Raw genomic sequence first — 25616 nt, forward strand, 5'->3', positions numbered from 1 at the left:
GGCCTCTGGCCCAGTTGGCACGACTCTCGCTTTGCCTCTCCCGTGCAGGATTCATCACAGGTTCGCGGCACCACAATTTGCAATGGCCGACTAGGGTTCCGGCTCGCTTGAAAGGCGAGTGGCTGGTCCGAGAGTTGGCGACCTCCAGTTGAGGTTACACGGCGGGATAAAAGCCCGGGAGACAAGCCACCGTTCGCGGTGCCGCGTTGCTCCTGCTCGCCCATGTTCAACTGGAGAAGCCCCATGCCCGCAATCCGTTTACCCGCCCTGCTCGCCGCCGCCCTTGCCGCCGTGCTGAGCTTTCAAACCCAAGCTGCTGCCAAAGACCACTTCAGTGTGTGCTGGACGATCTATGCCGGCTGGATGCCGTGGGAATACGCCGGCAGCCAAGGCATCCTCGACAAGTGGGCCAGCAAGTACGGCATCAAGATCGACATGGTGCAGCTCAATGACTATGTCGAATCCATCAACCAATACACCGCCGGCCAGTTCGACGGCTGCACCATGACCAACATGGACGCCCTGACCATTCCCGCCGCCGGTGGTGTGGACAGCACCGCGCTGGTGGTCAGCGACTTTTCCAACGGCAATGATGGCGTGGTGATCAAGGGCACCGGCAAGACCGTGGCCGACCTCAAGGGCATGAACGTCAACCTGGTGGAACTCTCGGTGTCTCACTACCTGCTCGCCCGCGCCCTGGAGTCGGCTGACCTCACCGAAAAAGACCTGAAAGTGGTCAACACCTCCGACGCCGACATCGCCGCGGCCTTCAACACCGACCAGGTGCAAGCCGTGACCACCTGGAACCCGATGCTCTCCGAGATCAAGGCTAAACCGGGCGTCACCCAAGTGTTCGACTCCAGCAAAGTGCCCGGCGAAATCATGGACATGATGGTGGTCAACACCCAAACCCTCAAAGACAACCCGGCCCTGGGCAAAGCGCTGACCGGTGCCTGGTTTGAAGTGGTCGCGCTGATGAACGCCAAAAACGCTGCCAGCACCGCGGCGCTTGAACATATGGCCAAGGCCTCCGGCACCGACCTCAAGGGTTTCCAGGCGCAACTGGACACCACCAAGCTGTTCGCCACGCCCAAGGAAGCGCTGGCGTTCGCCACCAGCGCGCAACTGCCCGCCACCCTGCGCAAGGTCGCCGAGTTCTCGTTTAAACACGGCCTGCTCGGCGAAGGGGCCAGGGACGCCAGCGCCGTGGGCATGAGCTTCGCCAATGGCGTAACCAACGGCGACACCGCCAACCTCAAGCTGCATTTCGACCCCAGCTACGTACAGATGGCCGCCGAAGGCACGCTGTAAGAGGACCCGGCCATGCGCCTGATCAACCGTCACCCGGAACGCTCCAGCCGCCTGCTGTTGGTGCTGCTGCCGTTCGCCCTGCTGCTGTTCGCCTACTTTGTAGGCTCGGCCGAGCGCCTGGCGGATAACCCCAACGACAAACTGCTGCCCAGCGCCGCGCAAATGGGCGACGCGGTGAAACGCCTGGCGTTCAGCGCCGATACGCGTACCGGTGAATATGTGCTGTGGCAAGACAGCGCCTCCAGCCTGCGCCGCCTGGCGATCGGCTTGGGCATCAGCGCCCTCGCCGGCCTGTGCCTGGGCATCGCCGCCGGCACATTGCCGCTGTTTGGCGCGCCGCTATCGCCCCTGCTCACGGTGCTGTCGATGGTGCCACCTTTGGCGATATTGCCGATTCTGTTCATCGTATTTGGCCTGGGCGAACTGTCCAAGGTGATGCTGATCGTCATCGGTATCACCCCGGCGCTGGCCCGTGACTTGGAGCAACGCGCGCGGGAAATCCCCGTGGAGCTGCTGGTCAAGGCGCAGACCCTCGGCGCGTCCACCTGGACCTTGATGCTGCGCGTGGTACTGCCGCAACTGCTGCCGCGCTTGCTGATCTCGCTGCGGCTGATGCTCGGCTCGGCGTGGTTGTTCCTGATCGCCGCCGAGGCCATCGCCTCCACCGACGGCCTCGGCTACCGGATCTTCCTGGTGCGCCGCTACCTGGCGATGGACGTGATCTTGCCCTACGTGGTGTGGATCACCCTGCTCGCCTGGCTGATGGACTGGGGCCTCAAAACCCTCACACGGCGTGCGTTCCCCTGGTACGAAGGAGCGCGGCCATGAGTTTTATCAGCGTCAACAATGTGTGGCAGCGCTATGGCGAACAGGTGGTGCTGGAAGGGCTCAACCTGCATGTCGATGAGGGTGAGTTTTGCACCCTGGTCGGCACGTCCGGCTGCGGCAAATCGACCTTCCTGCGCTTGTTGCTGGGCCAGGAAACCGCGAGCAAAGGCCAGATCCTGCTGGACGGCCAACCACTTGCCGGCGAGCCGGATGCCAGCCGTGGCGTGGTGTTCCAGCGTTACTCGGTGTTCCCGCATTTGACGGTGCTGGACAACGTTGCGCTTGGCCTTGAGCTACCGCGCTCGCCGCTGCTGGGACGGCTGTTCGGCAAAGCCAAACAAGACGCACGGGAACAGGCCGCCGCCCTGCTGCAAAAAGTCGGCCTCGGCCACGCACTGGACAAATACCCGGCGCAGCTCTCCGGCGGCATGCAGCAACGCCTGGCCATCGCCCAAGCCCTGATCATGAAACCCCGCGTGTTGCTGCTGGACGAACCCTTCGGCGCCCTCGACCCGGGCATTCGCAAAGACATGCATCAGCTGTTGCTGGCGCTATGGCGCGAAACCCGGCTGACGGTGTTCATGGTCACCCACGACCTCAGCGAAGGTTTCAGCCTCGGCACACGCTTGCTGGTGTTCGACAAAGTCCGTGTCGACCCCCACGCCCCCGGCGCCTATGGCGCGCGCATCACCTACGACATCCCTTTGAACAGCGAGCGCCGCAAAGCGCTGGCCGCCGAACTTGGAGCGACTTGCAAATGACCGATTCCATTCAACTGTTCCCACCCTTCGCCGAAGAAATGCTACCCGGCGGCGGCCACCGCTCCTTTGTGCTCAAGCGCGGCCAACTGCTGCGCCTCACGGATATTCGCGGTGGTGCCAACGTCAGCCTGACCCTGCTCAATGCCAATGAAAAAACCGAGCGTCTGAACCTGCCCGACAGCCTCAAATGCCAACACACCGCCAAACTCACCCGCGGCCACTGCCTGTACTCGGACATGGGCCGCGTGCTGGCCGCCATCACCGCCGACACCTGCGGCTGGAGTGACAGCATCGGCGGCGTGCTGTGCGCCGCCGAGGTCGCTGAAAAGTACGGCCAGGGCCGTTATCAGGAGCTGCGCAACGGCTTCTTTCGCAACGGCACCGACAACCTGCTGGTGGAATTGGGCAAGTGGGGGTTGGGGCTTAGCGACCTGCTGATGACCCTCAACCTGTTCAGCCGGGTCAGCGTTGACGAAGGCGGCGGCCTGCACTTTGTGCCGGGCAATTCCAAAGCCGGCGACTACATCGAACTCTACGCGCCGATGGACACACTCGTGGTGCTGACCGCGCTGCAACACCCGATGGACCCCAACCCGAACTACGCGCCGCAACCGCTGAAACTCAGCTGGATGAACGCCGATTCCAGTGTCGCCGAACACTGCCGCACTTCGCGCCCGGAAAACGAGCGCGGCTTTATCAACACCGACCGCCTGTTCGCCTGAGGAACTGCCATGTCTATCGCACTGAAACAACCCGAGGCAGCCGTGTACCGCGCCACCATTCCTGCTGGCGAGCCATGGCTGATGGAGGTCAAGGCCGGGCAGACCCTGCGCATCCTCGACCTGGAGGGCAACCAGGCCGTCGACACGCTGTTCTACAGCCGCAAAAACCCCAAGGAACGCTACGACGTACAGCGCACATTACGCCGGCAAAACCGCGTGTACCTGAGCACCGGCAGCGTGCTGTATTCCAACCTTGGCCAGCCGATGCTGACCATCGTCGATGACACCTGCGGGCGCCACGACACCCTCGGCGGTGCCTGTGCCCAAGAGAGCAACACCGTGCGCTACGCCCTGGAAAAACGCTACATGCACAGCTGCCGCGACAACTACCTGCGCGCCTGCGCCCACGACGGTCGGCTGGGTAAAGGTGACATCGGGCCGAACATCAATTTCTTCATGAATGTGCCGGTCACCGCCGACGGCGGGCTGACCTTTGAAGACGGCATTTCCGCGCCCGGCAAGTACGTCGACCTGCGTGCGCAGATGGACGTGATCGTGCTGATCTCCAACTGCCCGCAACTGAACAACCCATGCAACGGCTACAACCCGACCCCTGCGGAGTTACTGGTATGGAACTGAAAATAAAACGCCTGCGTAAGTGGTTATTCGCCCTGTGCCAGTCCCGAGCCGGGCAATGCATCCGAAAACACTAGCGATCAACTGTGGGAGCTGGCTTGCCTGCGATAGCGGTCCATCAGCCAACCGATAAGCTGACTGCCCTACCGCCATCGCGGGCAAGCCCGGCTCCCACACTGACCACAGGCACTGCGGACGACCGCAGTGCTCCCTCACTTTGCGGGACGGCCCGCAGGGTTTTGCCATGTTCGAAAAACTCTTGATCGCCAACCGTGGCGCCATCGCCTGCCGCATCCTGCGCACCTTGCGTGAGCTGCAGGTCAAAGGCATCGCCGTATACGCCGAAGCCGACGCAGCCAGCCTGCATATCCAGCAAGCCGACGAGGCCTACAGCCTCGGCGAAGGCGCGGCGGCGGCCACCTACCTGGCAGTCGAAAAAATCCTCGCCACCGCCAAGGCCTGTGGCGCCAAGGCGATTCATCCTGGCTACGGTTTTCTCTCAGAGAACGCCGCCTTTGCCCAAGCCTGTGAAAATGCGGGGATAGCCTTCGTCGGTCCGACACCCGAACAGCTGCGCGTATTCGGCCTCAAGCACACGGCGCGGGCCTTGGCCAAACACCATCAAATTCCATTATTGGAAGGCACCGAGCTGCTCGACAGCCTCGATACAGCGTTGCTGGCGGCCGAAACCGTGAGCTATCCAGTCATGCTCAAAAGCACCGCAGGCGGCGGTGGCATCGGCATGCGTGTGTGCCGCAATGCGACAGAGCTGAGTGAGTCCTTTGAAGCGGTCAAACGCCTGGGGCAAAACAACTTCAGCGACGCTGGTGTGTTTATCGAGAAATACATCGAGCACGCCCGCCACCTGGAAGTGCAGGTGTTCGGCGACGGTTTGGGCGACGTCATCGCCCTTGGCGTGCGCGACTGTTCCGTGCAACGGCGCAACCAGAAAGTCCTCGAAGAAACACCCGCGCCGAACCTGCCCGACGGCATGGCCGAAGCCTTGTGCACGGCGGCCATCACCCTGGCCAGGGCGGTCAATTACCGCAGCGCCGGCACCGTGGAGTTCATCTTTGACAGCGCTGACGGCCGCTTCTACTTCCTCGAAGTGAACACGCGCCTGCAGGTAGAACACGGCGTCACCGAACAAGTCTGGGGCGTCGACCTGGTGCGCTGGATGGTGCAATTGGCGGCGGGTGAACTACCTGCGTTGAGCGAATTGAAGCTGCACCCTCAGGGCCACGCGATTCAGGCGCGGCTGTATGCGGAAGATCCAGGCAAGGATTTCCAGCCGAGCCCAGGCCTGTTAACCCGTGTGGATTTCCCGACGGCTGAAGGTTTGCGGATCGACACCTGGGTACAAGCCGGTTGCGAAATCCCGCCCTACTTCGACCCAATGATCGCCAAGCTCATCACGTGGGCGCCGACCCGCGAACAGGCGCGTCTGAGTCTGCATCAGGCATTGAGCGACAGCCAGCTCTACGGCGTGGAAACCAACCGCGACTACCTGCGCCAAATCCTGCTGGCCACGCCGTTTGCCAGCGGCCGCCCGTGGACGCGTTGCCTGGAAGGCCTGGTCTACAGCGCCAGCACCTTCGAAGTGCTCAGCGCCGGCACCCAAACCAGTGTGCAGGACTATCCAGGCCGCCTCGGCTACTGGGCCGTCGGCGTGCCGCCTTCCGGGCCGATGGACAGCCGCGCACTGCGCCTGGGCAATCGCCTGCTGGGCAATGACGACGGTGCGGCGGCGCTGGAAATCACCATGAATGGGCCGCTGTTGCGCTTTAACTGCGCGGCGGTCGTCGCTGTTACCGGCGCAGCCATCACGCTGTTGCTGAACGACCAACCAGTGCCGATGAACACCGCGTTGCGCATTGAAGCAGGCGCGGTGTTGAGCCTTGGCAGCATCATAGGTGCCGGTGCGCGCAGCTATCTGTGCCTGCGCGGCGGGTTGCAAGTGCCGGATTACCTGGGCAGCAAAAGCACCTTCACCCTCGGCCAGTTCGGCGGGCACGCCGGGCGCGCTTTACGCACTGGCGATGTGTTGCATTTGCTGCCACTGACAGACGCCGACGCCGGCCAGCAATTGATCGCTGAACCCCTGCCTGCGGTGCGCACGCTGCGGGTGATTTATGGCCCGCACGGCGCGCCGGAATACTTCAAGCCTGAATACATCGACACCTTCTTCGCCACCCAATGGGAAGTGCACTTCAACTCCAGCCGCACCGGCGTGCGACTGATCGGGCCAAAACCTTTATGGGCGCGCACGGACGGTGGCGAAGCGGGGCTGCATCCGTCGAATATTCATGACAACCCCTATGCCATCGGCGCGGTGGATTTCACCGGGGACATGCCCGTGATCCTGGGGCCGGATGGGCCGAGCCTGGGCGGGTTTGTGTGCCCGGTGACGGTGATCGAGGCGGACCTTTGGCAGTTGGGGCAACTCAAGGCCGGGGACAAACTGCGGTTCGAACCGGTGAACCTCAAAACCGCCCGCGACCTCGCCCTGAAATGGGATCAATGTGGGAGCTGGCTTGCCTGCGATCCAGACAACTCGGTACCTCAGGCAGACCACATTGATGCCATCGCGGGCAAGCCCGGCTCCCACATCGACCGTGGCCCACTTACGATCGGATCGCCTGTGGTGCTGGAGTTGGGTGAAAGCGACACCCGCCTCGTCGCCCGCCTCGCCGGCGACACTCACCTGCTGCTGGAAATCGGCGCCCCCGAGCTGGACCTGGTGCTGCGCTTTCGTGCTCATGCACTCATGCAAGCCCTGGAAACTCTCGCCCTGCCAGGTGTCATCGACCTGACCCCAGGCATCCGTTCCCTGCAAATCCACTACCAGCCCGAACAACTGCCGCTGGCCGGTTTACTGGCGTTGATCACCACGCAATGGGCCGCTGTGTGCGCCACCCCCAACCTGCAAGTGCCCTCGCGCATCGTGCACTTGCCGCTGTCGTGGGACGACCCGGCGTGCCAGCTGGCGATCGAAAAATACATGACCACCGTGCGCAAGGACGCGCCGTGGTGCCCGAGCAACCTGGAGTTCATCCGTCGCATCAACGACCTCGCCAACCTCGATGAAGTGCGCCACACCGTGTTCGATGCCAGCTACCTGGTAATGGGCCTGGGTGACGTTTACCTCGGTGCCCCGGTGGCCACACCGCTGGACCCGCGTCACCGTCTGGTGACCACCAAATACAACCCGGCGCGCACCTGGACCGCCGAGAATTCGGTGGGCATTGGCGGCGCTTATTTGTGCGTGTACGGCATGGAAGGCCCAGGCGGTTATCAGTTTGTGGGCCGCACCTTGCAGATGTGGAACCGCTACCGGGAGGTCTCGGCGTTTGATGGCAAGCCGTGGTTATTGCGGTTCTTTGACCAGATCCGTTTTTACCCGGTGACGGCTGATGAGCTGGTGCAGATCCGGCGCGACTTTCCGCTGGGGCGCTTTGAATTGAGCATCGAGCACAGCCAGTTGAACCTCGCGGAGTATCAGGTTTTCCTCGCGCGCGAAGCCGCAAGCATTGGCGCGTTTCGTAAGCATCAGCAGCACGCCTTCAATGCCGAGCGTGAACGCTGGATTGCCAGTGGCCAGGCGCATTTCGACAGCGAAGAACTCGCGGCACCACAAGGTGCAGACACGCCGTTGCAGGCCAACCAAATCAGTGTCGACAGCCCGATCGCCGGCAACCTCTGGCAAGTCCAGGTGGCTAACGGCGAGCGCGTGTCGGCTGGCGATGTGCTGGTGATTCTGGAGTCAATGAAAATGGAAATCCCGGTAGTGGCGCCGTTCGCCGGCACCGTGCGCGAGATCCCCGTGCAACCCGGCAGCGGCATCGGCGCCGGGCAACGGGTGGTGGTGCTCGAACGTGACTGACTCTTCTATTTCTACAGGCGGACAAGCCATGAACCTGCAACTGGACAACCTGCGCAATGCCTACCTGAGCGGCGACACCACGCCCCGTGAAGTGCTGCTGCACCTGCGCGAGAAAGCCGCGCACTTGAACCCCGATTATCACCTGTTTATCCACTTGCTTACCGAAGCGGAGCTGGAGCCGTACCTGGCCGCATTGGACGCGCGTGAACCGGCTGAGTTGCCGTTATTCGGCGTACCGTTTGCGATCAAAGACAACATCGACTTGGCTGGCATTCCCACCACCGCCGCGTGCCCGGCGTTCGCCTATGTGCCGCAGCGCAACGCGAGCATTGTCGAGCAGTTGATCGCCTTGGGCGCGGTGCCAGTGGGCAAGACCAACCTCGACCAGTTCGCCACCGGGCTCAATGGCAGCCGCTCGCCGTATGGCGCGTGCCCCAACAGCGTGTTGCCGGAGTATCCGTCGGGCGGCTCCAGCGCCGGGTCGTCGCTGGCCGTCGCGTTGGGTGTCGCGAGTTTTGCCCTGGGCACCGACACGGCCGGTTCCGGACGGGTGCCGGCGGCGCTGAATAACCTGGTGGGGCTCAAGGCGAGCAAAGGCTTGATCTCCACAGCCGGCGTGGTGCCGGCGTGCCGCACGCTGGATTGCGTCACCACCTTTACCCGCACCGCGCGCGAGGCCAGCCAGTTACTGGCGCTGACTGCCAAACTCGATCCGTTGGATGCGTACAGCCGAGCGAACCCGGCGTGGAATGATGCATCGGCGTTTGGCGCACCCCGCGCGTTTCGTTTTGGCGTACCGCGCGAGCAGGACCTGGAGTACTTCGGCTGCGAGCAAGGCCCGCAGTTGTTTGCGCAAGCCATCGACCGCTTGATTGCACTGGGTGGCGAGCCGGTGACGCTGGACCTGTCGCCCTTCCTGGAAGCCGCGCGCCTGCTCTACGAAGGGCCGTGGGTGGCTGAACGCTACAGCGTGGCCGGTGAACTGATGGAGCAGAACCCCGAGGCCGTGCTGCCGGTAATTCGTGCGGTGCTGGCCAAGGCGCCTGCGGTAAACGGCGTGCAGACCTTCCGTGCGCAGTACCGCCTGCAAGCCTTGAAAGCGCAGTGCGATGGCATGCTTGAAGGCCTCGACTGCGTACTGACGCCGACCATCGGCCGCCCGGTGACGCTGGAAGAACTGCGCGCCGAACCGGTGCTGCGCAACGCCGAGCTGGGCTACTACACCAACTTCATGAACCTGCTGGATTACGCCGCCGTCGCCGTGCCCAGCGGCTTTATGCACAACGGTTTGCCTTGGGGTGTGACGCTGTTTGGCCGAGCTTTCACCGACCAATACCTGTTGGGCGTGGCAGATGCGTTGCAGCGCCAGCACGATACGTCGCTGCCTGTGCCTGTCGGCAGCGCAGGTCATGACTTCACCCGGCTGGTGGTGTGCGGCGCGCATCTGCAGGGGCTGGCGCTTAACGGCCAATTAGTGCGGCGTGGCGCGCGCCTGCTGGAGCGCACCCACAGCTCGGCCGACTATCAGTTGTTCGCGCTGGCCGGTGGGCCACCCTATCGCCCCGGCATGCTGCGGGTGAGCGAAGGCGGCGTGGCTATTGAGGTGGAAGTGTGGGAACTGCCGAGCCGCGAATTGGGCTCCTTCCTCACCGGTATCCCCGCACCGTTGGGCCTGGGCAAGGTGCAACTGGCCGACGGGCGTTGGGAAACCGGCTTCATCTGCGAGCCCTACGGCTTGACCGGCGCCGTGGACATCAGCCACTTCGGCGGCTGGCGCGGCTACCTGCGCAGCTTGCAATAGCGGGGCGGCGCTGTATCGTGCAGGGAACTGCGCGATACAGCCCGAACCGACATGACCACACCCACCCTTTGCCCTGCCTGCGGTGCCCGCAACGACTGCACCCTGGCCGACCCACGCACCGCCGACCAAGCCTGTTGGTGCTACAGCGTCACCATCGACCCGGCGGTACTCGAAGCGCTGCCCGATGAACTGCGCAATAAGGCCTGCCTGTGCCCACGCTGTGCGCAGGTGGATGCGCAGTTGCATGGGGCTGAACAGCCGTAATGCGCGTTGATCGTTTCCTCAGCAACCTGCCGCGTTTCAATCGCCAACAAGTGCGTGTGCTGCTGGTTGAGCGACGGGTGACAGTTGATGGCATGGCCGTCAGCGACCCACACCATGAAGTGCGAGCATTCAGCCGCGTCTGTGTCGATGATGAGGTACTGCAAGCCGGCAAACCGGCGCGTTATTTCATGCTGCACAAACCCCAAGGCTGCGTGAGCGCTACCGCCGACCCGGTGCATCCCACCGTGCTTGATTGGCTGAGTGAACCGGACACGCATGAGCTGCACATCGCCGGCCGTCTGGACTTCAACACCACCGGGCTGATGCTGATCACCAATGATGGCCAATGGTCGCGGCGCCTGACACAGCCCCAGACCAAACTGCCCAAGGTTTACCTCGTTGAAACCGAGCAGGACATTGGTCCTGAGTATGCAGCCACCTTTGCCGCTGGCCTGTATTTCGCCTTTGAAGATCTCACCACTCAACCCGCCGAACTTGAGCTACTCAGCCCTAGGACCGCACGTCTGAGCATCATCGAAGGCCGTTATCACCAGGTGAAGCGCATGTTCGGGCACTTTGATAATAAAGTGATTGGCCTGCACCGCGAGCGGATGGGACCTTTGGTGCTGGATGCCACCCTTGCGCCGGGCGAATATCGGGAACTGACCGACGAAGAAATCCGACAGGTCTGACGACCGTTCAGCCGGTGATGGCAAAAAACCAGCTTGGCGCCTTGCGAGCTGGCGCCTGTGCTGCTTGAATCAAGACGTCAGCCAAATTATGACTGGCGAGTCGCCCCATAACCTCCAAGAAACACCTTGCCCCGCCCGCGCTTGATCTATGGGCGTTCCAGGCAAACAGCCCGCCATAACAACACCCGTCGGCCAGCCGTTATCGGACCGACATGGGCCTCATCTTCCAGGCGTATGCCTACCTGTCATAAAGCTCGTGCAGAGTGATCTGCGCGCCCTACCCGCTTGCCAGGAGTCTTACGACATGAGGCCAGAAATCGCTGTGTTGGATATACAGGGTCAGTATCGGGTTTACACGGAGTTCTATCGCGCGGACGTTGCTGCAAAGACCATCATCCTGGTCAACGGCTCCATGGCCACCACGGCATCCTTCGCTCAAACCGTGAAAAGCCTGTACCCGCAATTCAATGTGGTTTTGTACGACCAGCCCTACGCTGGCCGCTCCAAAATCCATAACCGTCATGAGCACATGCTAACCAAGGAAGTCGAAGGCCAGATCCTGCTGGAACTCATCGAGCACTTCGGCGCCGAACACGTGCTGTCGTTCTCCTGGGGCGGCGCCGCTGCCCTGGTCGCCCTGGCCCACCGCCCGCGCCGGGTGGAAAAGGCCGTGATCAGCTCGTTCTCGCCGGTGATCAACCCCCCCATGCGCGACTACCTCGAACGCGGTGTCGACTACCTCGGCAACCTCGACCGCCACGGCGTCGGCCACCTGGTCAACAGCACCATCGGCAAACACCTGCCGTCACTGTTCAAGCGCTTCAACTACAAGCACGTGAGCGGCCTGGCCGAGCATGAATACGGGCAGATGCACTTCCACATCAGCCACGTGCTCAACAGCGACCGGCTGTGCTACCTAAAAGCCGCCAGGCAGATCGACATTCCGGTGCTGTTTTTGAATGGCGAATGGGATGAATACACCAGCGCCGAGGATGCCAAGCTGTTTGGCCAGCACGTGGCCAACAGCAGCTTCAGCACCATCCAGGCGACCGGGCATTTTCTGGACATGGAGCACAAGGCGGCCTGCCGGGACAGCCGGGATGCGGTGGTGGGCTTTTTGAAACCAGAACGCCAGGTGAGCCGGTTGCGTTATCACCAGGGCCAGACGCAGCATGCGTTTGCTATCTGAAAGGCGGCTTATGTGGGAGCCGGGCTTGCCCGCGATGCAGGCGCTGCGGTGTGCCAGTCACACTCAGGTGATGCAATCGCAGGCAAGCCAGCTCCCACACAAGCTTGATGAACCCAACTTACACATTTTTCGAAGAAAAACTTCAAATCCCGGCGAACATCTGGTACAAAGTCAGCCGCTTTGAGCGGGTATAGTTTAGTGGCAAAACGAAAGCTTCCCAAGCTTTAGTTGAGGGTTCGATTCCCTCTACCCGCTCCACTCAGATTTTGGTCTTGCGTCAGGTTGGTTCTGGCGGGAGATGCACCAAAAAACCGGCCCTTGGTGGCCGGTTTTTTTATGTTCTAAATTTGGCTTCATGCGTGAGCGACCGGTTCCGATGCAGGGTATCTGGCTCCCCTTCCCCTTGGTATGTGCGGCCTGGGAAGGCAAGCCTGTTGCAGGGCGTGAAAAACCTACGCGGCGCGGTCCACGCGGTCTTGCGCCGCTTCTACCAGCATCAGCCCCAGTTCGATCATTTGCTGAATGGCCAAGGCCAGGTATCGATGTTGAGAAGGCAGGCTTTCGGCGAACTCGTTGGTCATGGCACCCGCGCCGGCAATGGTTTCGTAGGCGTTGGCGAGCAAGGCTTCAGTGTTGGCTTCGGGGCGGACGCTGAACAGGGCCGCGGTTGGGTTGCAGGAGTCAGTACACATCTGTTGATCCTCGGTAAGGACCACCTTCCAGAGCTACTAAACAATGGGTGGCGGCTGTATGCAGGTTAGTAGACCGGCGGATCAACGAAACCGGCGCACCCGAAAGTGCCCTGCGTACAGCCACCATTGAGGACAGACATCGAGATGCCTGACTGATAGGACAGCCATACGCCGTTGATCAAATCGGGCTACTAAACCCGACCGCTGATGGGCAGCGGCAGACGAACCTTAAAGCGCTCGTCCAAGGCGTACAACTCAGACGATTCTGTGTGTTGTGTAGGCAATAACGCAACATTCAGGACCGCTGTACCGTTCTCCTTAAGACCGTAAATTCTGGCAATAGGAAAACCCTGAAGAACGTTTGAAACCGGCACGCCCTCGCATCACTCTCCCCAGCCTTCGACACTGACGTGTCTCTTGCCAACCCGTATCCAAGTAGATACAGTGAGATTCTGTGAGGCCCCGTGCGTTATTCGATCCAGCAAACCCAAGCCTTCACTCAATGGTGCTCGGCAATTCGCGATCTGCGAGCAAAAATCACTATTGCTCGACGTATCGAGCGAGCCAGTGTGGGAAATCTGGGTGATTTCAAGATGCTGGGCGGCGGTGTTTCAGAGATGCGGATAGACGTAGGTGCAGGTTATCGCGTTTATTTCACCCTGCGCGGCAGGGAGGTTGTCATCTTGCTGGCAGGTGGCGACAAGTCCTCACAAGAGGCCGATATCCGGCGAGCAAAAAAATTAGCAAAGGAGGTTTGATCATGACTCAAACACTGACGACATTTGATATGGCCGAGCTGCTCGACAGTGATGAGGCCATCAGCGAATACCTTTCTCAGGTGCTGGCTGACGGTGACAACGAAGAGTTCCTTCGCGCCGTAGGCTACGTCGCCAAAGCCCGTGGCATGACAAAGATCGCCACGGATGCGGGCGTAGGGCGCGAGAGCTTGTACAAGGCATTTGCCCCGGGCGCAAAACCTCGTTTTGAAACGGTTCTGAAGGTGCTTCACTCACTGGGCATTGATCTGTTGGCTCGGCCTGGGCATACCAGCAATTATTCGATTGTTTGAGGCGCACACCCCCGCTGCACCACCCACGCCAGCGGCAACGTCACCAACAACATGCCCGCCAATACCATCACCGCCACCGGCACGCCCAGTGCATCGCCCACACCACCAAACAGAACCGGCGCCAGCGCGCCGCCGCCGATCGTACCGGTGTAGAACACAGCAAACGCCTGCTCGCGTTTTCCCGCCGCTGCCAGGTCCGGCACGGCGCCGTACAGCACTGAGGAGGTGCCATTGAGCACCAACCCTAGCAGTGGCAGCATCACCATCAGCCCATTCAGCGGCAGGTACACGGCGGTAATGATCAGCAGCGCCGTGCTGGTTTCCGTCAGCCATACGGTTTTCATCATGCCGATGCGGGCACCGAGGTAGCCGCAGAGCAATTTGCCGAACGCGCCACCGATAAACAGCAGCGTCAACGCCAGGCCGATGCCGGCAGTTCCCGCGCCTTTGGCTTGCAGCAGAAACGGCAGGAAGGTGAGAAAGCCCATGCGCACGGCGCTGTCGAGCGTGCCGGTAAGCATCAGGGCGCGCAGGCCGGTAATGGAACCGGTTCCGCTGAGGGGTTTGGCTTTTTTTACAGAAGCGGTTTCGGACATTTGCGCAGGCACTAACCACCACAACAACCCCGCCGCCGCCACGCCGAGCAAGCCCAACAGTGTGGCACTGGCGCGCCAACTGATGACGGTGAGCAGCAAGCCGACCAACCCCGGAATCAGGGTTTTGCCGATATCGCCGGAAAAGTTGTATTGGGACAAGGCTTGCTTGACCCCGCCGCCGTCCTCATAAGCATCAGTAATCATCGAAGAGGCTAATGGGTGTTGGGTGCTGGCGCCCAAACCGCCTAACAGCAACGCCAATAGCAGCATGATCAGCCCAGTGGCCTGCCCCACCAACAAATAAGCGACGCCAGCAAGCGCCGTGCCGCCCACCAGCATCGGCATGCGCCCCCATCGTCGGGCGGCGCGGCTGGCCATCAGCTGAAACACGGCCATCATCCCGGAATAGGCACCGCGCAACAGCCCGATCTGCGCGTAGGAAAGAGCGAACTGTGCCTGCCAGATCGGCAGCAGCACGTAGATCACATCCGTGAGGCCATCGTGTACGGCATGGGCGCCGCACCCGGCGATCAGCGAGCGGCGGCGGTTTGAGGTTTCGCGGGCAGGCACAGCGCTGGTGTCGGTCATGATGCTTGGATCAACTCAGGTTTAAGGGGCTTCCAGCCCGTCAGGGCGATCAGCAACGTCAGCAGTTGAAAGCCGATAATCAGCGCTACACACCCAGCCCAGCCCCAGCGCTCCCACATCAAGGCGGGGACGATGGCACCACAACTGCCGCCCAGGTAATAACAGGTGAGGTAAACGCCCACGGCGCCTGCCTTGTTGGCCTGCGCGGTGGCACTGATGAACGCGTTGGCGGCGGCCTGGGCGAGAAAGACACCGGTCGAACTGAGCGCCAGGCCCGCCACGATGCACCCCAGCGACGGCGCCAGGGTCAGTGCCGAGCCACTGATGCCCAGCACGGCAGCCACAGCCAGCAGCTCGGCGTGGGGCCGCGCTTTGCTGAGGCGGCCGGCGATAGGGATCACGATCAAGGCCAGCAGAAACACCATGTACAGCGTGCCCAAGGCCGCAGGCCCGAGGTTGAAAGGCGGTAGGCCAAGGTAGAGTCCCGCGTAGGTAAATGCCGCAACCTGGGAGAACAACACACAAAACCCTACGGCGTAGGCAGCTACCAATGGCTTGCGAAAAACGCCTGACGAAGCAGCCTTGACCGGTGCGACTCGCGGCGGGTTATCGGGCAGCAAAAACTGAATGAACCCACCGACCATCAAACTCAATACGGCCAACAATTCAAAGGCCTCGCGCCAGCCGACATATTCGGTCATCACGCCGGTGACGAAGCGCCCGGCGAACCCGCCCAGTACGGTGCCCGCCACATAGAGGCTGGTGACTTCGGTCACCGTGGCGCCGTGCCAGCGGTCGCCGATGTAAGCCACGCTGGTGGCAAACACCACCGGGATCAACATGCCTTCCACAAAGCGCCACACCAACACTTCGGCAAAGCTGCCGGCGTAGGCGGTCATCAGCGCGGGCAAGGCCAGTAACAGCGCGGTCACAGCGATGACCGTACGCTGCTGGAAACGCCCGGTCAGCCGGCCGACAAATGGCGCGGTCACTGCCACGGCCAGGGTGGTGACCGTGATACTCCAGCCCGCCGCCTTGGCGCTGATATGAAACTGCTCGGCGAACGTGGTCAGGATGCTCTGGGTGGCATACAGGTTTAGAAACGCCGCGCAGCCACACAGGAACAGGGCAAGACGGGCACAATGCAGGCGCGGTTTCATGAAACCTCTCGTTTTATTTTGTGAGGTCTTTATAGAATGGCCAGCGGGTCTTAAACCAATACCGAATTCGAACCGATCAATACCCAGGGATCAGGATGCTCGACCTACGCAAGCTGCGTTACTTTCTGACGGTCGCCGAAGAACTGCACTTCGGCCGCGCAGCCCTTCGCCTGCACCTGGCCCAGCCGCCGTTGACCCGGCAGATCTCGGCGCTGGAAACGGAGTTGGGCTTCAAGTTGTTTGATCGCACCAGCCGCACGGTTTCCCTCACCGCTCAGGGCCGTTCGTTCTTGCCCTATGCGCGTGGCGTGTTGGAACAGGTGGAGCTGGCACAGGTAATCGCCGGTAAATTGGCCGCCGGGACCGCTGGGCAACTGACCTTGGGTTACGTCAGTTCGATCGCGCTGTCGGACCTGTTTAGCCAGGCGATCCAGGCCTTCGCCCAGGGTTTTCCCGATGTGCAGTTGACCTTGGTGGAGTGCGCTTCCGGCAGCCTGGGCGCACAGGTGGCAGATGGGCGCCTGGATGTCGGCCTGAGTCGTCTGCTGCCGCAAAGCCAGGCCGTGCAAGCGCTGTCGCTGGGTGAGGAGCGCTTGTGGGCGGCGGTTTCCAGTGAAAGTCCGTTAGCCGACCAAACGCAGGTGAGCCTGGCGCAGCTCAGTGCTTACCCGCTGATTCTGTTTCCGCCCGATTACGGGTCGGGGTTGAACCAGTCGATCGAGCAGTTGTACCGACATCACGGCGTGCCCCTGCGCGCCGGGCCGACCGGGCGGCAGATCACTTCGATCATTGCGTTGGTGGCCGCCGGGCAAGGCGTGGCATTGGTACCCGAATGCACCCGGAGCTTGATGAACAAGGGTATCACCTATAAGCCCATGGTCGAGGTGGATGCCTGTGCGCAGCTGTTGGTGCTGACGCCTGCGACCAGAAAAAGCCTGTTGGCTGACGCATTTCTCGCCGTTCTCGCCCATGTCTTAAACAACGAGTAACACTTCGAAAATCCCCGCAATACCTCTCTAAGACGCCGTTTTCAAAGGCTCATACACTTCATTCAGCACTTACCGAAACGCCGGTCGTCAGCCGTCGGTAGGTAGAGTGTTGATAATTTATTTTCAGTGGTTATAGTCACCACCAACACACACCACAAGGAGGTGCTGTGGATAGCCGATATTTGATAGGTCACATTGTTGCGGATGGCTGGTACCTGGTACGCACCCGAGGCAGTCACCACCACTTCAAACACCCGACCAAACCGGGGCTGGTGACGATTCCTCATCCAAAGAAAGACCTGTTGGACAAGACCGCCAAGAGTATTTTGAAACAGGCGCTGCTGAGCTGAGCGCCCCTGGAGAGCAATAGACATGCTTTACCCCATCGCAATTTCAACCGGTGACGAGGACCACGCCTGGGGTGTGGAAGTGCCGGATATTCCTGGCTGCTACTCCGCCGGCGACGACCTGGACGACGCCATGGCCATGGCCCGCGAAGCGATCGAAGGGCACTTTGAAATCCTTGCAGAGGATGGCGCGCCGATTCCCACCGCTCAGAAAGTCACCCTGCACGCGGCCAACCAGGCATATGCCGGCTGCATTTGGGCCGTGGTTGATATTGATGTCACTAAATATCTGGGCAAAGCGCAGAAGCTCAATATCACCCTGCCGGGTTACCTGCTGAATCGAATTGATGAATACGTGTTGCATCATCCTGAAGAAAAAAGCCGTTCCGGCTTTCTGGCATCGGCAGCACTAAAGGTTCTGCAGCAGGAACATTGACTTAAGCAAATTCCTAAAGCGACGAAGACGACCTTCGTTAAAAATGCGCACATATCTTACCCATGAGCAGAGCCAATGCGCGTGCCTGTACAAAAAACTGAGAGCCAAGTCGTTAGAAAGGTGGTGGGGCTGGTATTGATCATTCCACTGCTGTTACCGCTGACGCCAATCCCTTTCGGCCTGAGGAGCCTGGCGTCGATAGCGGCTCTGGCGGGATCCATCTATGGCGTCTGGTATTCAAGGCAGAACGCCAGCCGAGGCATCACACTCTGCGCAACCGCACTTGCGCTACTTAACCTCGGTTCATGGGTAGCACTGTCGACGCCCTCGATCGTCTGGTTCATCTATTTCGTCGCTTGGGCCTATGGTTCCGGTAACTGGATTCACTGGAGCATTTAGTCCCAGTAGAATTTGACCGCAAGAAACTGGGTTTCCCAACCGCCCACAAGGTGGATAGTGGCCCCCTACATCTTCAAGGAGCCCGCTCATGCCCTACCAATACAAGCTCATGCCTTCCCCCGTCGGCCAGCTCACCCTGGTGGCGCGCAACGGCAAACTCAGCGCCATCCTGTGGGAAAAAGAACGCGCCAATCGCGTGCGTCTGGGCGAGTTGCATCTAGCCGACGACAGCCCGGTGTTATTGGAAGCCGAGCGCCAGCTACGGGAATACTTTACCGGCACCCGCAATCAGTTCGATCTGGCGTTGGACTTCGACGGCACCGATTTCCAAAAACAAGTCTGGCAGGCACTGCTGACCATCCCCTTCGGCGAAACCCGCAGCTACAGCCAGATTGCCCAGCAGATCGGCAACCCCAAGGCCGTGCGCGCGGTAGGCGCAGCCAATGGCCGCAACCCCATCTCGATCGTCGCGCCCTGCCACCGGGTGATCGGTGCTTCGGGCGGGCTGACCGGGTTTGCCGGTGGGCTTGAGGCCAAGCAGTATTTGCTGGCGCTTGAGGATCGCGGCCAGGCAAAGCTGGCCCTCTGATTACGCGTCTGCAAGGGCGTCACGGGTAAAGGCCTGGCACTCGTACAAAGGTTCGAAACCTAGTTGCCGGTACAGCGCGAAGGCACCCTGCGAGGCTTCTAGAAAGCATCGCAGGGCCCCGAGGCTCGACGCGTGCAGCAGAGCGGCATGGATCAATCGAGTGGCGTACCCTCTGCCACGCAAGCCCATGAGTGTGCCGATATCGCTAAGCCGGGCCTCACCATCACACAGGGACAGCACCAGCGAAGACCTTACCTGCCCCTCATCGGACAAGATGAAGTGGTAAAGCGCCTCACCCGCGTCCAGGGCCCGCTGGTGGCGGACCTGATAACGCGCAACCTCCTCGGGCAGCCTCATGAACGCACTGCCAAAGGGCTCAGCCCAATCGTTCATGTTCCGCGTGAGCTGGACCTGCACACCGCTCTCGCCCACCCATGGCGCCAGGCACGCCAGGTCACCCACCATCGCGGTGGTCTTTTCGACCGGCTTAAAGCCGTGTGCCAAAAACACCTCACCCAGCGCTTCGACCTGTTCCTCATGGATCACCACGCGTATTGCCTGCGTGGTACGCCGGATAAGCTCCAGCGGTGCGGCCAAAGCGTTATCCAGCAAAGTGCTGCCAACCCGGATAAACAACAAATTGAACGGGCTGAAATACTCATCCGTGAAATAAGCATTGATGCCGCCGCTGTATCGACGATGCGTTGGGCACACCGCGGCAAAAAAATGCTCTTCGGTTTTACCGTAGAGCGTGGGCAAATCGCAGGCGGCGTTAGCGTGCATGGGAGAACATCCGGATAAAAAAACCAGTCTTGCTCCCGCCACTCAAAGGCGCAGTAGGCCAATTCCTAAGATAGCCGGAGGAAAAAGCACGACATTGTTCTAACCCTAAAATGTAAAAAGAAATTTCGAAGCGGGCCTGCGGTCCATAATTTCATCACCCTCCGGTCAAGGAAAAACGGTCATGAAATTCTCTGCAGTCTCCCAATCTCTGTCCCGCTGGGCAGGCAGTGCCCGCACGTTCTACGTGGCTGTCGCACTGATTTTCCTGTGGAGCCTCAGCGGGCCATATTTCCACTACAACGACACCTGGCAACTGATCATCAATACCTCGACCACCATCATCACCTTCCTGATGGTGTTCCTGATCCAGAACACGCAAAACCGCGACAACGACATCCTGCATATCAAGATCGACGAGTTGCTGCGCGTCTCCAAGGATGCGCAAAACGCCGTGCTGAGCCTCGATGGCCTGGACCGTAAGGAACTGGAAAAACTGCGCAGCGAATACCGCAGCATCGGCGCCGCAGGCAATGTCAGCCTCAACAGCAGTTGCGGCGAAGTAGTCGACGATGCGGTGACCAACAAAACCGATCTGAACCAGGCATAAAAAAACGGCGGTTGGAGAAAAACCAACCGCCGTTTTCTATCTCAAGTGACGGACTCAACCGTCGCCTTGATGACCTTTGCCATAGGTCGACGCCAAGGCACGGGCCTTTTGCAGGCGCTCTTCCAGCTTGGGCAGCGTTTCATCCACCAGCGCTTTGATTTCCGGCACATCCGACGCCGTGCCTTCCTGTTTGAACAGGGCAATGGCGTCTTCGTTTTCCTTGACCTGTTGCGCGGTGTAGGCCGCGTCGAAGGAGTCGCCGTCCTTGAGTTCGGGCATCAAGGTTTCGGCTTTATCGACGATCTTCTCGCGCGGGGCCACCGGCAAGTCAAGTTTCTTGGCGATGGCTGCCAGGTGCTGGTTGGCCTGGGTGCGTTCGTTGATCACCTCGATGGTGTAGTCCTTGATTTCCTGGGACGAGGTTCTGGCGTGGGCCATGCGACTGGTTTCGATATCGGCCATCCCTTTGGCCGAAGCCTGCTCGATGAATTCAGCAGGCGACTGGGCGAAAGCATTGCTGGCGCCGAGGCCCAGCAGCATCGCGAAACTGGCGGTGCGTAACCGGATAGCCATGCGGCTCATGATGGGTTCCTCCAGGTCAAAAATAGGTGCGGGAACAGACGCCCCGCCCTGAATTCGAATTTTCAGGGCAGCAAAGGTTTAGAAAAAACTCGCCAGTGCGACGAACGGTCGTCGCTGTATCAGGCCGGTTTGCTGCCAAACAGGCCCGGCAACGCATGCGCCAGGGCATTGATGGCGAAGCCGATAAACATCACGCCACAGAGTTTGGTGATAAGGATTTCATGGCGCTGATACACGGTGCGCACACGTCGGGCGCCGACCACGCCGATCAGAATGGCATAGGCCAGCAGGCCACCGATAAAGCTCAGGAAGATCAACGACGGCAGCATCGCCCACGTCAGCAACTCGGCACGGCTGGACAACAACGCGGTGAAGGTCGCCACGGCCACCGGGTAAGCCTTGGGGTTGGTGAGACCGAACACAATGCCGTGCCAGAACGGGTGCCGCGCCGCGCCCTGAGGTACATCGCTGCTGCGCCGCTGGGTACGGATCGCACGCCAGCCGAGCCAGAACAGGTATAAACCGCTGAGCACGCCCAGTGCATCAAAGGCTGTGCTGCCCACTTCCCGCGCGCCCACGATGGCAATCAGCGCCGTGCTGCACCACACCACGTCACCCAGCAAATGCCCGCACAAAAAACCCGCCCCGGCACGGCGACCACGGGCAGCGCCGATACCGAATACGGCGAGCACGCCCGGACCGGGCGTAATGCCATAGATAAAACCCGAAGCAAGCACGGCGAACAGCAGGGATAGGGTCATGGGCGCGACTCAGATAGACGGTGATGAGGTGGATCGATTCTGCACGTTCCGCCGCTACGGGTAAAACTTCATTCCTGCATAAGGTTTGGCGCGACAGGCTTGCAAACGTGAGGCCAGATCGCCGACGTGGGCTTCGAGCTTGTGGCCATCGGGGTCGAGAAAGTAGAACGACGCGCCTTCACTGCGGTTGTCGCGCCATTCCCGCACCTGCGCAGCGCGTAGGCGCGCCACCAGCGCCGCAAAATCACCGGTATCGGCGGTAAACGCGTAGTGCGTGTAATCAGCCGCAGGCTCTGGCGAGCGCAATGGGTCGAGGGACAAGCACAGCCATAAACCGGGTAGGGACAAATAGGCGCCGCCGTCCCAGGTCGCATCAAGCCGAAGTTGCAACAATTGATGGTAGAAGCTGATGCTGCGGTGCAGGTCGGTGACGGCAAGGGTCAGGTGGTTAAGGCTGCAGAGCATGGAATGTCCTTTTATCTATTCACCCAGTGACGAACGGGGCAAACCGTTTTTGCGATGACGATGTAGTATGTTGCACTACACATCACTACATCGAGGCTCTTATGTCTGTTATGTCTCTACGCATACCGGAAGACGTCGCCGACACGCTTGCCAGTCTCGCCAAGGCGACAGGGCGCAGCAAATCCTTTCTAGCCGTAGATGCATTACGCGAATACCTGACGCGTGAGGCCTGGCAAATAGAGGAAATTCAAAAAGCATTGAAAGAAGCTGATGCGGGCGACTTTGCGACAGCGGCCGAAGTAAAAGCAGTCGCCGATAAATGGCGTAACAATGCAGGTTGATTGGCTGAGGGCTGCCCTCAGGAATCTTGACGATGAAGCGGCCTACATTGCCGAAGAAAACCCGAAAGCTGCCCATGAGTTCGTGCAGGCGATCTTGACCGGGCTTGAACATGTCGCTGAATTTCCGGCAATGGGCAAAGAAGGCAGAGTGCCCGGCACGCGCGAATGGGTAGTGCCCCGATGGCCCTATATCGTTCCCTACCGTATTCGAGATGGCCGGTTACAGGTGATGCGAATTTTTCATACACGCCGCCAGCCACCCGCTTCCTGGTAGCCACGGTTCAGACGGACAATACACCCTGCACCTGCCCAATCAACCACTGCAACCCCGAATCCCCGCCCCGCCGCGCATGCCACGCCAACTCAAACGCAAACGAAGGGATATGAAACGGCGGCGGCACAGCCAGCAGGTGCTGCTGATCGATGTTGAGCAAGCCTCTGGATGACACCGTCAAAACCAGGTCTGTGCCCTGGATCAACTGCGGCGCCACGCCCCAGTGCGGCAGACTGATCGCCACATGCCGGCGCTCACGAATCGCCGTCAACGCCCGTTCGATTTCCGGGGTGCCGCTGCCGCGCATTTCCAGCAACACATGCGGACGCGACAGGTAAGCGGGCAGGTCGAGCACGCCGTTTTTCGGCAGGCTTTCGCGGTCAATCAGGCAGGTGTAATGCTCTTCGAATAACGGCGTGGTGCGCAGTTCGGCGGGCATGTCGGGGAACACCCCGGCGGCCAGGTCGAGGTCACCATTGAGCACGCCGTCGACCATGCCTTCGCGGCTGGCCTGGACGATTTGCAGGTCGATGCCAGGCGCTTCACGGCGCAAGGTGCGGACCAGCCCCGGCAGGAAAATCGCCGCGCTGTAGTCCGACATCGCCACACGAAACCGGCGCTTGGCCGATGCCGGATCAAACCGGTTGGGCGCCAGCAACGCCTGCACCTGGGCCAGGGCTTCGGCCAGTGGCGCGGCCAGCTCCAGGGCGCGGGCGGTCGGCACCAAGGCACCGCCCTGGCGCACCAGCAATGGGTCACCAAGCAGATCACGCAAGCGCGCCAGCGCATGGCTGACCGCCGGCTGGCTCAGGTGCAGGCGCTCGGCGGCGCGGGTGACGTGTTGCTCGCTGAGCAAGGCGTCGAGGATCACCAGCAGGTTGAGGTCGATGCGACGCAGGTCATTCATCAGCTGCATGCTCAGCATAAGAACTTGGAATTTAAATTTGCGCGACGAATAGCCTAGAGTCCAGCAAAACCTCTGGGAGAACTGAGATGACGACGTTGCATTGGGCTGGTCTGTTGGCACTGGCGGTGATCGCCGGCGCGGTAGTGCCGTTTCAAAGTGCGATCAACGCAAGCCTCGGGCGTGGGCTGGGGCACCCGTTGTGGGCCACGCTGGCGTCACTGCTGGTGAGCATTATTGTGTTGCTGCCGGTCATCATCGCGCTGCGCCTGCCCTTGCCGAGCCTGGCCTTTATCACCAAGGCGCCGCTGTGGATATGGGCCGGAGGCGCGTTTGGCGTGTGCTTTATTTCGCTGGCGCTGATGTTGCTGCCCAAGCTCGGCGCGTCGGGGTTTATTGCGCTGGCCATGGCCGGGCAGATTCTCGCTTCGCTGCTGCTCGATCACTTTGGCCTGTTCGGCCTGATGGAACGCCAACTGACAACGCCCCGCGTGCTGGGGGCGTTGTTGTTGATTGGCGGGGTGGTGTTGATTCAGTTCAGCGCCACACCGGCCCGCGCCCTTGCCACGGCAGGCTGATCAGCCCTTGTCGAGCGTGCGCAGTTTTTGTGGCAAGCCCCACAACAGCAGCGCCGCCGCCAACAGCGCACACACGCCGATCACATACAGCGCCGGCGTGGTGCTGCCGGTGAGGTCCTTGATGCGCCCCACCATCACCGGGCTGACAATACCGCCGAACTGCCCGAGGGTGTTGATCACCGCAATGCCACCGGCCGCACCCGCACCGGCGCCAGCCAGCAATTTGGGCGGCAGCGTCCAGAAGGTGGGGATCGAGGCAATGATGCCCGCGCCCAACAGGCCCAGGGCGATGATCAGGAAGGTGGTGTGGTCGGCAAAGATCCCGGCGCAGAAGAAGCCAATGGCGCCCAGTACCACCAGGCCGCAGACAAACTTGCGGCGCTCACCGGTGGCGTCCGACAGTCGCCCGATCACCACCATGCTGATCGCCCCGCACACATAGGGAATGGCGGTGAGCAGGCCGATCATCACCGGGCTCTGGGTGCCGGCACTGCGGATCAACTGTGGCGCCCAGAAGTTGAGGCCGTAAGACGCCACCTGGATCAGAAAGTAGATAAACCCAAGCATCAAAAACCCTGGAATGCGGATCGCCGAGAGCAACGAGCCACCGTGCGCGTTCGGCTCATGCTTGGCGATGCGGCTCGACAGCAGGGTTTTCTCGGCAGGCGTCAGCCAATGCGCGTCTTCAATGCGGTCCTTGAGCAAGGTCAGCACCAGAAAACCCAGGCCGATGCAGGGCAAGCCGCCGAGCAGGAACAGCCAGTGCCAGCCGCGCATTTGCAGTACGCCGTCGAGGTGTTCCAGCACCAGGCCGGAAAATGGCGCGCCGACTAAACCGGCGAAGGCCGAGGCCAGGAACAGCATCGAGGTGATGCGCCCACGAAAGTGCTGCGGGAACCACAGCGTCAGGTAATACAGCACGCCAGGCGCAAACCCCGCCTCCATTGCGCCGATGATGAAGCGCAGGCCATAGAACTGCCATTCGGCGGTGACAAACACCATGGCCGCCGTGGCCAGGCCCCACGACATCATGATGCGCGCGATCCAACGGCGGGCACCGACCTTGTAGAGCATCATGTTGCTCGGCACTTCGAACAGCACATAACCCACCACAAACAAGCCGGCGCCCAGGCCATAGGCGGTGTCGCTCAGGCTCAGGTCGGTTTGCAGCTGGAACTTGGCGAAGCTGATGTTGATGCGGTCAAAAAACGCGAACAGGTAGCACACCATGATCAGCGGCATCAGGCGCCAGGCGACCTTGCTGACCAGGGCTTTTTCGGCATCGATTTCAGCGGCCGGGCGCACGCCGGCCTCTAACGTATTAGTGCTCATGGTTTCTCTCCAGCGGGCTGCTCACAGGCGCCCGATT

At 60.9% G+C, this 25616-nt stretch carries 30 protein-coding genes, 1 tRNA gene and 1 riboswitch; of the genes, 22 read left to right on the top strand and 9 right to left on the bottom strand.

The features are described from left to right. The first annotated feature begins 79 nt into the window (after nt 1-79). A riboswitch (guanidine-I (ykkC/yxkD leader) is annotated at nt 80-183 on the top strand. A 60-nt stretch (nt 184-243) separates the two neighbouring features. The 11 genes from AB4P96_RS24130 to AB4P96_RS24180 all read left to right on the top strand — a co-directional run bounded on the left by AB4P96_RS24130 (nt 244) and on the right by AB4P96_RS24180 (nt 12345). After that, nucleotides 244-1311 carry a putative urea ABC transporter substrate-binding protein gene (locus AB4P96_RS24130; RefSeq protein WP_395600156.1) on the top strand — a complete coding sequence of 356 codons (1068 nt, stop codon included), beginning with the start codon at nt 244-246 and terminating at the stop codon, nt 1309-1311. Nucleotides 1312-1323: 12 nt separating this feature from the next. Further along, nucleotides 1324-2139, top strand: coding sequence for an ABC transporter permease (locus AB4P96_RS24135; protein WP_176991240.1), 816 nt, complete (start codon nt 1324-1326; stop codon nt 2137-2139). Further along, the gene (locus tag AB4P96_RS24140) at nt 2136-2900 is read left to right on the top strand and encodes an ABC transporter ATP-binding protein (RefSeq protein ID WP_176991241.1); all 765 of its coding nucleotides are present in this window, start codon (nt 2136-2138) and stop codon (nt 2898-2900) included. Before AB4P96_RS24135 ends, AB4P96_RS24140 begins: the two co-directional genes overlap by 4 nt. Further along, nucleotides 2897-3622, top strand: coding sequence for an urea amidolyase associated protein UAAP1 (locus tag AB4P96_RS24145; RefSeq protein WP_138453786.1), 726 nt, complete (start codon nt 2897-2899; stop codon nt 3620-3622). Before AB4P96_RS24140 ends, AB4P96_RS24145 begins: the two co-directional genes overlap by 4 nt. Nucleotides 3623-3631: 9 nt before the next feature. Continuing rightward, on the top strand, nt 3632-4261 hold the full coding sequence (locus tag AB4P96_RS24150; protein WP_186617463.1) for an urea amidolyase associated protein UAAP2: 630 nt from the start codon (nt 3632-3634) through the stop codon (nt 4259-4261). Between the two features lie 241 nt (nt 4262-4502). Beyond that, the gene (gene uca, locus AB4P96_RS24155; protein ID WP_395600157.1) at nt 4503-8141 is read left to right on the top strand and encodes an urea carboxylase; all 3639 of its coding nucleotides are present in this window, start codon (nt 4503-4505) and stop codon (nt 8139-8141) included. Between the two features lie 28 nt (nt 8142-8169). Then, nucleotides 8170-9942: an allophanate hydrolase gene (gene atzF, locus AB4P96_RS24160; protein WP_138451931.1), complete on the top strand. Its 1773-nt coding sequence runs from the start codon at nt 8170-8172 to the stop codon at nt 9940-9942. Between the two features lie 51 nt (nt 9943-9993). Beyond that, on the top strand, nt 9994-10206 hold the full coding sequence (locus AB4P96_RS24165) for a cysteine-rich CWC family protein (RefSeq protein ID WP_099548626.1): 213 nt from the start codon (nt 9994-9996) through the stop codon (nt 10204-10206). Then, entirely contained in the window at nt 10206-10898 is a 693-nt protein-coding gene (locus AB4P96_RS24170; RefSeq protein ID WP_395600158.1) for a 16S rRNA pseudouridine(516) synthase, read from the top strand. Before AB4P96_RS24165 ends, AB4P96_RS24170 begins: the two co-directional genes overlap by 1 nt. Nucleotides 10899-11202: 304 nt before the next feature. Next, the gene (locus AB4P96_RS24175; protein ID WP_099548624.1) at nt 11203-12087 is read left to right on the top strand and encodes an alpha/beta fold hydrolase; all 885 of its coding nucleotides are present in this window, start codon (nt 11203-11205) and stop codon (nt 12085-12087) included. 184 nt (nt 12088-12271) lie between these two features. After that, nucleotides 12272-12345 (top strand) — tRNA-Gly (locus AB4P96_RS24180). A 194-nt stretch (nt 12346-12539) separates the two neighbouring features. Here the strand turns inward: AB4P96_RS24180 and AB4P96_RS24185 are convergent. Continuing rightward, nucleotides 12540-12779 (bottom strand): DUF6124 family protein, encoded by a 240-nt coding sequence (locus tag AB4P96_RS24185; RefSeq protein WP_395600159.1) that lies wholly within the window; start codon nt 12777-12779, stop codon nt 12540-12542. A gap of 464 nt (nt 12780-13243) precedes the next feature. On the opposite strand from AB4P96_RS24185, the gene AB4P96_RS24190 reads away from it, so the two are divergent. Then, a complete protein-coding gene (locus AB4P96_RS24190; protein WP_138451919.1) occupies nt 13244-13537 on the top strand; it encodes a type II toxin-antitoxin system RelE/ParE family toxin in 294 nt (97 codons plus the stop codon). A gap of 2 nt (nt 13538-13539) precedes the next feature. Then, nucleotides 13540-13848, top strand: a complete 309-nt coding sequence (locus tag AB4P96_RS24195; RefSeq protein ID WP_017137300.1) for an addiction module antidote protein — start codon at nt 13540-13542, stop codon at nt 13846-13848. Here the strand turns inward: AB4P96_RS24195 and AB4P96_RS24200 are convergent. Then, nucleotides 13833-15032 carry an MFS transporter gene (locus AB4P96_RS24200; RefSeq protein ID WP_236472918.1) on the bottom strand — a complete coding sequence of 400 codons (1200 nt, stop codon included), beginning with the start codon at nt 15030-15032 and terminating at the stop codon, nt 13833-13835. The two genes, AB4P96_RS24195 and AB4P96_RS24200, sit on opposite strands and share 16 nt — an antisense overlap. After that, nucleotides 15029-16192: an MFS transporter gene (locus AB4P96_RS24205; protein ID WP_236458983.1), complete on the bottom strand. Its 1164-nt coding sequence runs from the start codon at nt 16190-16192 to the stop codon at nt 15029-15031. Before AB4P96_RS24205 ends, AB4P96_RS24200 begins: the two co-directional genes overlap by 4 nt. A gap of 95 nt (nt 16193-16287) precedes the next feature. Between AB4P96_RS24205 and AB4P96_RS24210 the strand changes: the two genes are divergently transcribed. From AB4P96_RS24210 to AB4P96_RS24230, 5 genes are all read left to right on the top strand, one after another. After that, nucleotides 16288-17181, top strand: a complete 894-nt coding sequence (locus AB4P96_RS24210; RefSeq protein ID WP_236447681.1) for a LysR family transcriptional regulator — start codon at nt 16288-16290, stop codon at nt 17179-17181. Between the two features lie 167 nt (nt 17182-17348). Continuing rightward, nucleotides 17349-17531, top strand: a complete 183-nt coding sequence (locus tag AB4P96_RS24215) for a type II toxin-antitoxin system HicA family toxin (RefSeq protein ID WP_017736377.1) — start codon at nt 17349-17351, stop codon at nt 17529-17531. 22 nt (nt 17532-17553) lie between these two features. Continuing rightward, nucleotides 17554-17964 (top strand): type II toxin-antitoxin system HicB family antitoxin, encoded by a 411-nt coding sequence (locus AB4P96_RS24220; RefSeq protein ID WP_169985481.1) that lies wholly within the window; start codon nt 17554-17556, stop codon nt 17962-17964. 75 nt (nt 17965-18039) lie between these two features. Continuing rightward, on the top strand, nt 18040-18363 hold the full coding sequence (locus AB4P96_RS24225) for a hypothetical protein (RefSeq protein ID WP_017137294.1): 324 nt from the start codon (nt 18040-18042) through the stop codon (nt 18361-18363). Between the two features lie 88 nt (nt 18364-18451). Continuing rightward, on the top strand, nt 18452-18952 hold the full coding sequence (locus tag AB4P96_RS24230; protein WP_017137293.1) for a methylated-DNA--[protein]-cysteine S-methyltransferase: 501 nt from the start codon (nt 18452-18454) through the stop codon (nt 18950-18952). Here the strand turns inward: AB4P96_RS24230 and AB4P96_RS24235 are convergent, their stop codons facing one another. Next, on the bottom strand, nt 18953-19735 hold the full coding sequence (locus tag AB4P96_RS24235; protein WP_138452872.1) for a GNAT family N-acetyltransferase: 783 nt from the start codon (nt 19733-19735) through the stop codon (nt 18953-18955). It abuts the gene before it with no gap. Nucleotides 19736-19916: 181 nt separating this feature from the next. Here AB4P96_RS24235 and AB4P96_RS24240 point away from each other — a divergent pair, with 181 nt between their 5' ends. Continuing rightward, on the top strand, nt 19917-20342 hold the full coding sequence (locus AB4P96_RS24240; protein ID WP_017137291.1) for a low affinity iron permease family protein: 426 nt from the start codon (nt 19917-19919) through the stop codon (nt 20340-20342). Between the two features lie 54 nt (nt 20343-20396). Here the strand turns inward: AB4P96_RS24240 and AB4P96_RS24245 are convergent, their stop codons facing one another. From AB4P96_RS24245 to fos, 3 genes are all read right to left on the bottom strand, one after another. Continuing rightward, nucleotides 20397-20924 (bottom strand): DUF4142 domain-containing protein, encoded by a 528-nt coding sequence (locus AB4P96_RS24245; RefSeq protein ID WP_395600160.1) that lies wholly within the window; start codon nt 20922-20924, stop codon nt 20397-20399. A gap of 119 nt (nt 20925-21043) precedes the next feature. Then, nucleotides 21044-21685, bottom strand: coding sequence for a LysE family translocator (locus tag AB4P96_RS24250; protein WP_395600161.1), 642 nt, complete (start codon nt 21683-21685; stop codon nt 21044-21046). 54 nt (nt 21686-21739) lie between these two features. Further along, nucleotides 21740-22150: a fosfomycin resistance glutathione transferase gene (fos, locus tag AB4P96_RS24255; protein ID WP_395600162.1), complete on the bottom strand. Its 411-nt coding sequence runs from the start codon at nt 22148-22150 to the stop codon at nt 21740-21742. A 101-nt stretch (nt 22151-22251) separates the two neighbouring features. Between fos and AB4P96_RS24260 the strand changes: the two genes are divergently transcribed. Together AB4P96_RS24260 and AB4P96_RS24265 are read left to right on the top strand one after the other, a co-directional pair. Continuing rightward, a complete protein-coding gene (locus tag AB4P96_RS24260; RefSeq protein WP_017137287.1) occupies nt 22252-22491 on the top strand; it encodes a CopG family ribbon-helix-helix protein in 240 nt (79 codons plus the stop codon). Continuing rightward, nucleotides 22481-22765 carry a type II toxin-antitoxin system RelE/ParE family toxin gene (locus tag AB4P96_RS24265; protein ID WP_017137286.1) on the top strand — a complete coding sequence of 95 codons (285 nt, stop codon included), beginning with the start codon at nt 22481-22483 and terminating at the stop codon, nt 22763-22765. The genes AB4P96_RS24260 and AB4P96_RS24265 overlap by 11 nt, the downstream gene beginning before the upstream one ends. A 7-nt stretch (nt 22766-22772) precedes the next feature. On the opposite strand, the gene AB4P96_RS24270 is transcribed toward AB4P96_RS24265, so the two are convergent. After that, nucleotides 22773-23681 (bottom strand): LysR family transcriptional regulator, encoded by a 909-nt coding sequence (locus tag AB4P96_RS24270; protein ID WP_395600163.1) that lies wholly within the window; start codon nt 23679-23681, stop codon nt 22773-22775. A 77-nt stretch (nt 23682-23758) separates the two neighbouring features. Between AB4P96_RS24270 and AB4P96_RS24275 the strand changes: the two genes are divergently transcribed. Beyond that, entirely contained in the window at nt 23759-24247 is a 489-nt protein-coding gene (locus tag AB4P96_RS24275; protein WP_138453960.1) for a DMT family transporter, read from the top strand. Here AB4P96_RS24275 and AB4P96_RS24280 read toward each other — a convergent pair whose 3' ends face one another. Beyond that, entirely contained in the window at nt 24248-25579 is a 1332-nt protein-coding gene (locus AB4P96_RS24280) for an MFS transporter (RefSeq protein ID WP_017137283.1), read from the bottom strand. Nucleotides 25580-25616: the final 37 nt, after the last annotated feature.

It is taken from the genome of Pseudomonas sp. B19125, from assembly GCF_044218855.1.
Taxonomy (GTDB): domain Bacteria; phylum Pseudomonadota; class Gammaproteobacteria; order Pseudomonadales; family Pseudomonadaceae; genus Aquipseudomonas; species Aquipseudomonas edaphica.

What these genes read in the sequence shown, in the direction of transcription:
- AB4P96_RS24130 (WP_395600156.1), top strand. Translation starts at nt 244, where the DNA reads ATGCCCGCAATCCGTTTACCCGCCCTGCTCGCCGCCGCCCTTGCCGCC.
- AB4P96_RS24135 (WP_176991240.1), top strand. Translation starts at nt 1,324, where the DNA reads ATGCGCCTGATCAACCGTCACCCGGAACGCTCCAGCCGCCTGCTGTTG.
- AB4P96_RS24140 (WP_176991241.1), top strand. Translation starts at nt 2,136, where the DNA reads ATGAGTTTTATCAGCGTCAACAATGTGTGGCAGCGCTATGGCGAACAG.
- AB4P96_RS24145 (WP_138453786.1), top strand. Translation starts at nt 2,897, where the DNA reads ATGACCGATTCCATTCAACTGTTCCCACCCTTCGCCGAAGAAATGCTA.
- AB4P96_RS24150 (WP_186617463.1), top strand. Translation starts at nt 3,632, where the DNA reads ATGTCTATCGCACTGAAACAACCCGAGGCAGCCGTGTACCGCGCCACC.
- uca (WP_395600157.1), top strand. Translation starts at nt 4,503, where the DNA reads ATGTTCGAAAAACTCTTGATCGCCAACCGTGGCGCCATCGCCTGCCGC.
- atzF (WP_138451931.1), top strand. Translation starts at nt 8,170, where the DNA reads ATGAACCTGCAACTGGACAACCTGCGCAATGCCTACCTGAGCGGCGAC.
- AB4P96_RS24165 (WP_099548626.1), top strand. Translation starts at nt 9,994, where the DNA reads ATGACCACACCCACCCTTTGCCCTGCCTGCGGTGCCCGCAACGACTGC.
- AB4P96_RS24170 (WP_395600158.1), top strand. Translation starts at nt 10,206, where the DNA reads ATGCGCGTTGATCGTTTCCTCAGCAACCTGCCGCGTTTCAATCGCCAA.
- AB4P96_RS24175 (WP_099548624.1), top strand. Translation starts at nt 11,203, where the DNA reads ATGAGGCCAGAAATCGCTGTGTTGGATATACAGGGTCAGTATCGGGTT.
- AB4P96_RS24185 (WP_395600159.1), bottom strand. Translation starts at nt 12,779, where the DNA reads ATGTGTACTGACTCCTGCAACCCAACCGCGGCCCTGTTCAGCGTCCGC.
- AB4P96_RS24195 (WP_017137300.1), top strand. Translation starts at nt 13,540, where the DNA reads ATGACTCAAACACTGACGACATTTGATATGGCCGAGCTGCTCGACAGT.
- AB4P96_RS24200 (WP_236472918.1), bottom strand. Translation starts at nt 15,032, where the DNA reads ATGACCGACACCAGCGCTGTGCCTGCCCGCGAAACCTCAAACCGCCGC.
- AB4P96_RS24205 (WP_236458983.1), bottom strand. Translation starts at nt 16,192, where the DNA reads ATGAAACCGCGCCTGCATTGTGCCCGTCTTGCCCTGTTCCTGTGTGGC.
- AB4P96_RS24210 (WP_236447681.1), top strand. Translation starts at nt 16,288, where the DNA reads ATGCTCGACCTACGCAAGCTGCGTTACTTTCTGACGGTCGCCGAAGAA.
- AB4P96_RS24220 (WP_169985481.1), top strand. Translation starts at nt 17,554, where the DNA reads ATGCTTTACCCCATCGCAATTTCAACCGGTGACGAGGACCACGCCTGG.
- AB4P96_RS24225 (WP_017137294.1), top strand. Translation starts at nt 18,040, where the DNA reads ATGCGCGTGCCTGTACAAAAAACTGAGAGCCAAGTCGTTAGAAAGGTG.
- AB4P96_RS24230 (WP_017137293.1), top strand. Translation starts at nt 18,452, where the DNA reads ATGCCCTACCAATACAAGCTCATGCCTTCCCCCGTCGGCCAGCTCACC.
- AB4P96_RS24235 (WP_138452872.1), bottom strand. Translation starts at nt 19,735, where the DNA reads ATGCACGCTAACGCCGCCTGCGATTTGCCCACGCTCTACGGTAAAACC.
- AB4P96_RS24240 (WP_017137291.1), top strand. Translation starts at nt 19,917, where the DNA reads ATGAAATTCTCTGCAGTCTCCCAATCTCTGTCCCGCTGGGCAGGCAGT.
- AB4P96_RS24245 (WP_395600160.1), bottom strand. Translation starts at nt 20,924, where the DNA reads ATGAGCCGCATGGCTATCCGGTTACGCACCGCCAGTTTCGCGATGCTG.
- AB4P96_RS24250 (WP_395600161.1), bottom strand. Translation starts at nt 21,685, where the DNA reads ATGACCCTATCCCTGCTGTTCGCCGTGCTTGCTTCGGGTTTTATCTAT.
- fos (WP_395600162.1), bottom strand. Translation starts at nt 22,150, where the DNA reads ATGCTCTGCAGCCTTAACCACCTGACCCTTGCCGTCACCGACCTGCAC.
- AB4P96_RS24260 (WP_017137287.1), top strand. Translation starts at nt 22,252, where the DNA reads ATGTCTGTTATGTCTCTACGCATACCGGAAGACGTCGCCGACACGCTT.
- AB4P96_RS24265 (WP_017137286.1), top strand. Translation starts at nt 22,481, where the DNA reads ATGCAGGTTGATTGGCTGAGGGCTGCCCTCAGGAATCTTGACGATGAA.
- AB4P96_RS24270 (WP_395600163.1), bottom strand. Translation starts at nt 23,681, where the DNA reads ATGCAGCTGATGAATGACCTGCGTCGCATCGACCTCAACCTGCTGGTG.
- AB4P96_RS24275 (WP_138453960.1), top strand. Translation starts at nt 23,759, where the DNA reads ATGACGACGTTGCATTGGGCTGGTCTGTTGGCACTGGCGGTGATCGCC.
- AB4P96_RS24280 (WP_017137283.1), bottom strand. Translation starts at nt 25,579, where the DNA reads ATGAGCACTAATACGTTAGAGGCCGGCGTGCGCCCGGCCGCTGAAATC.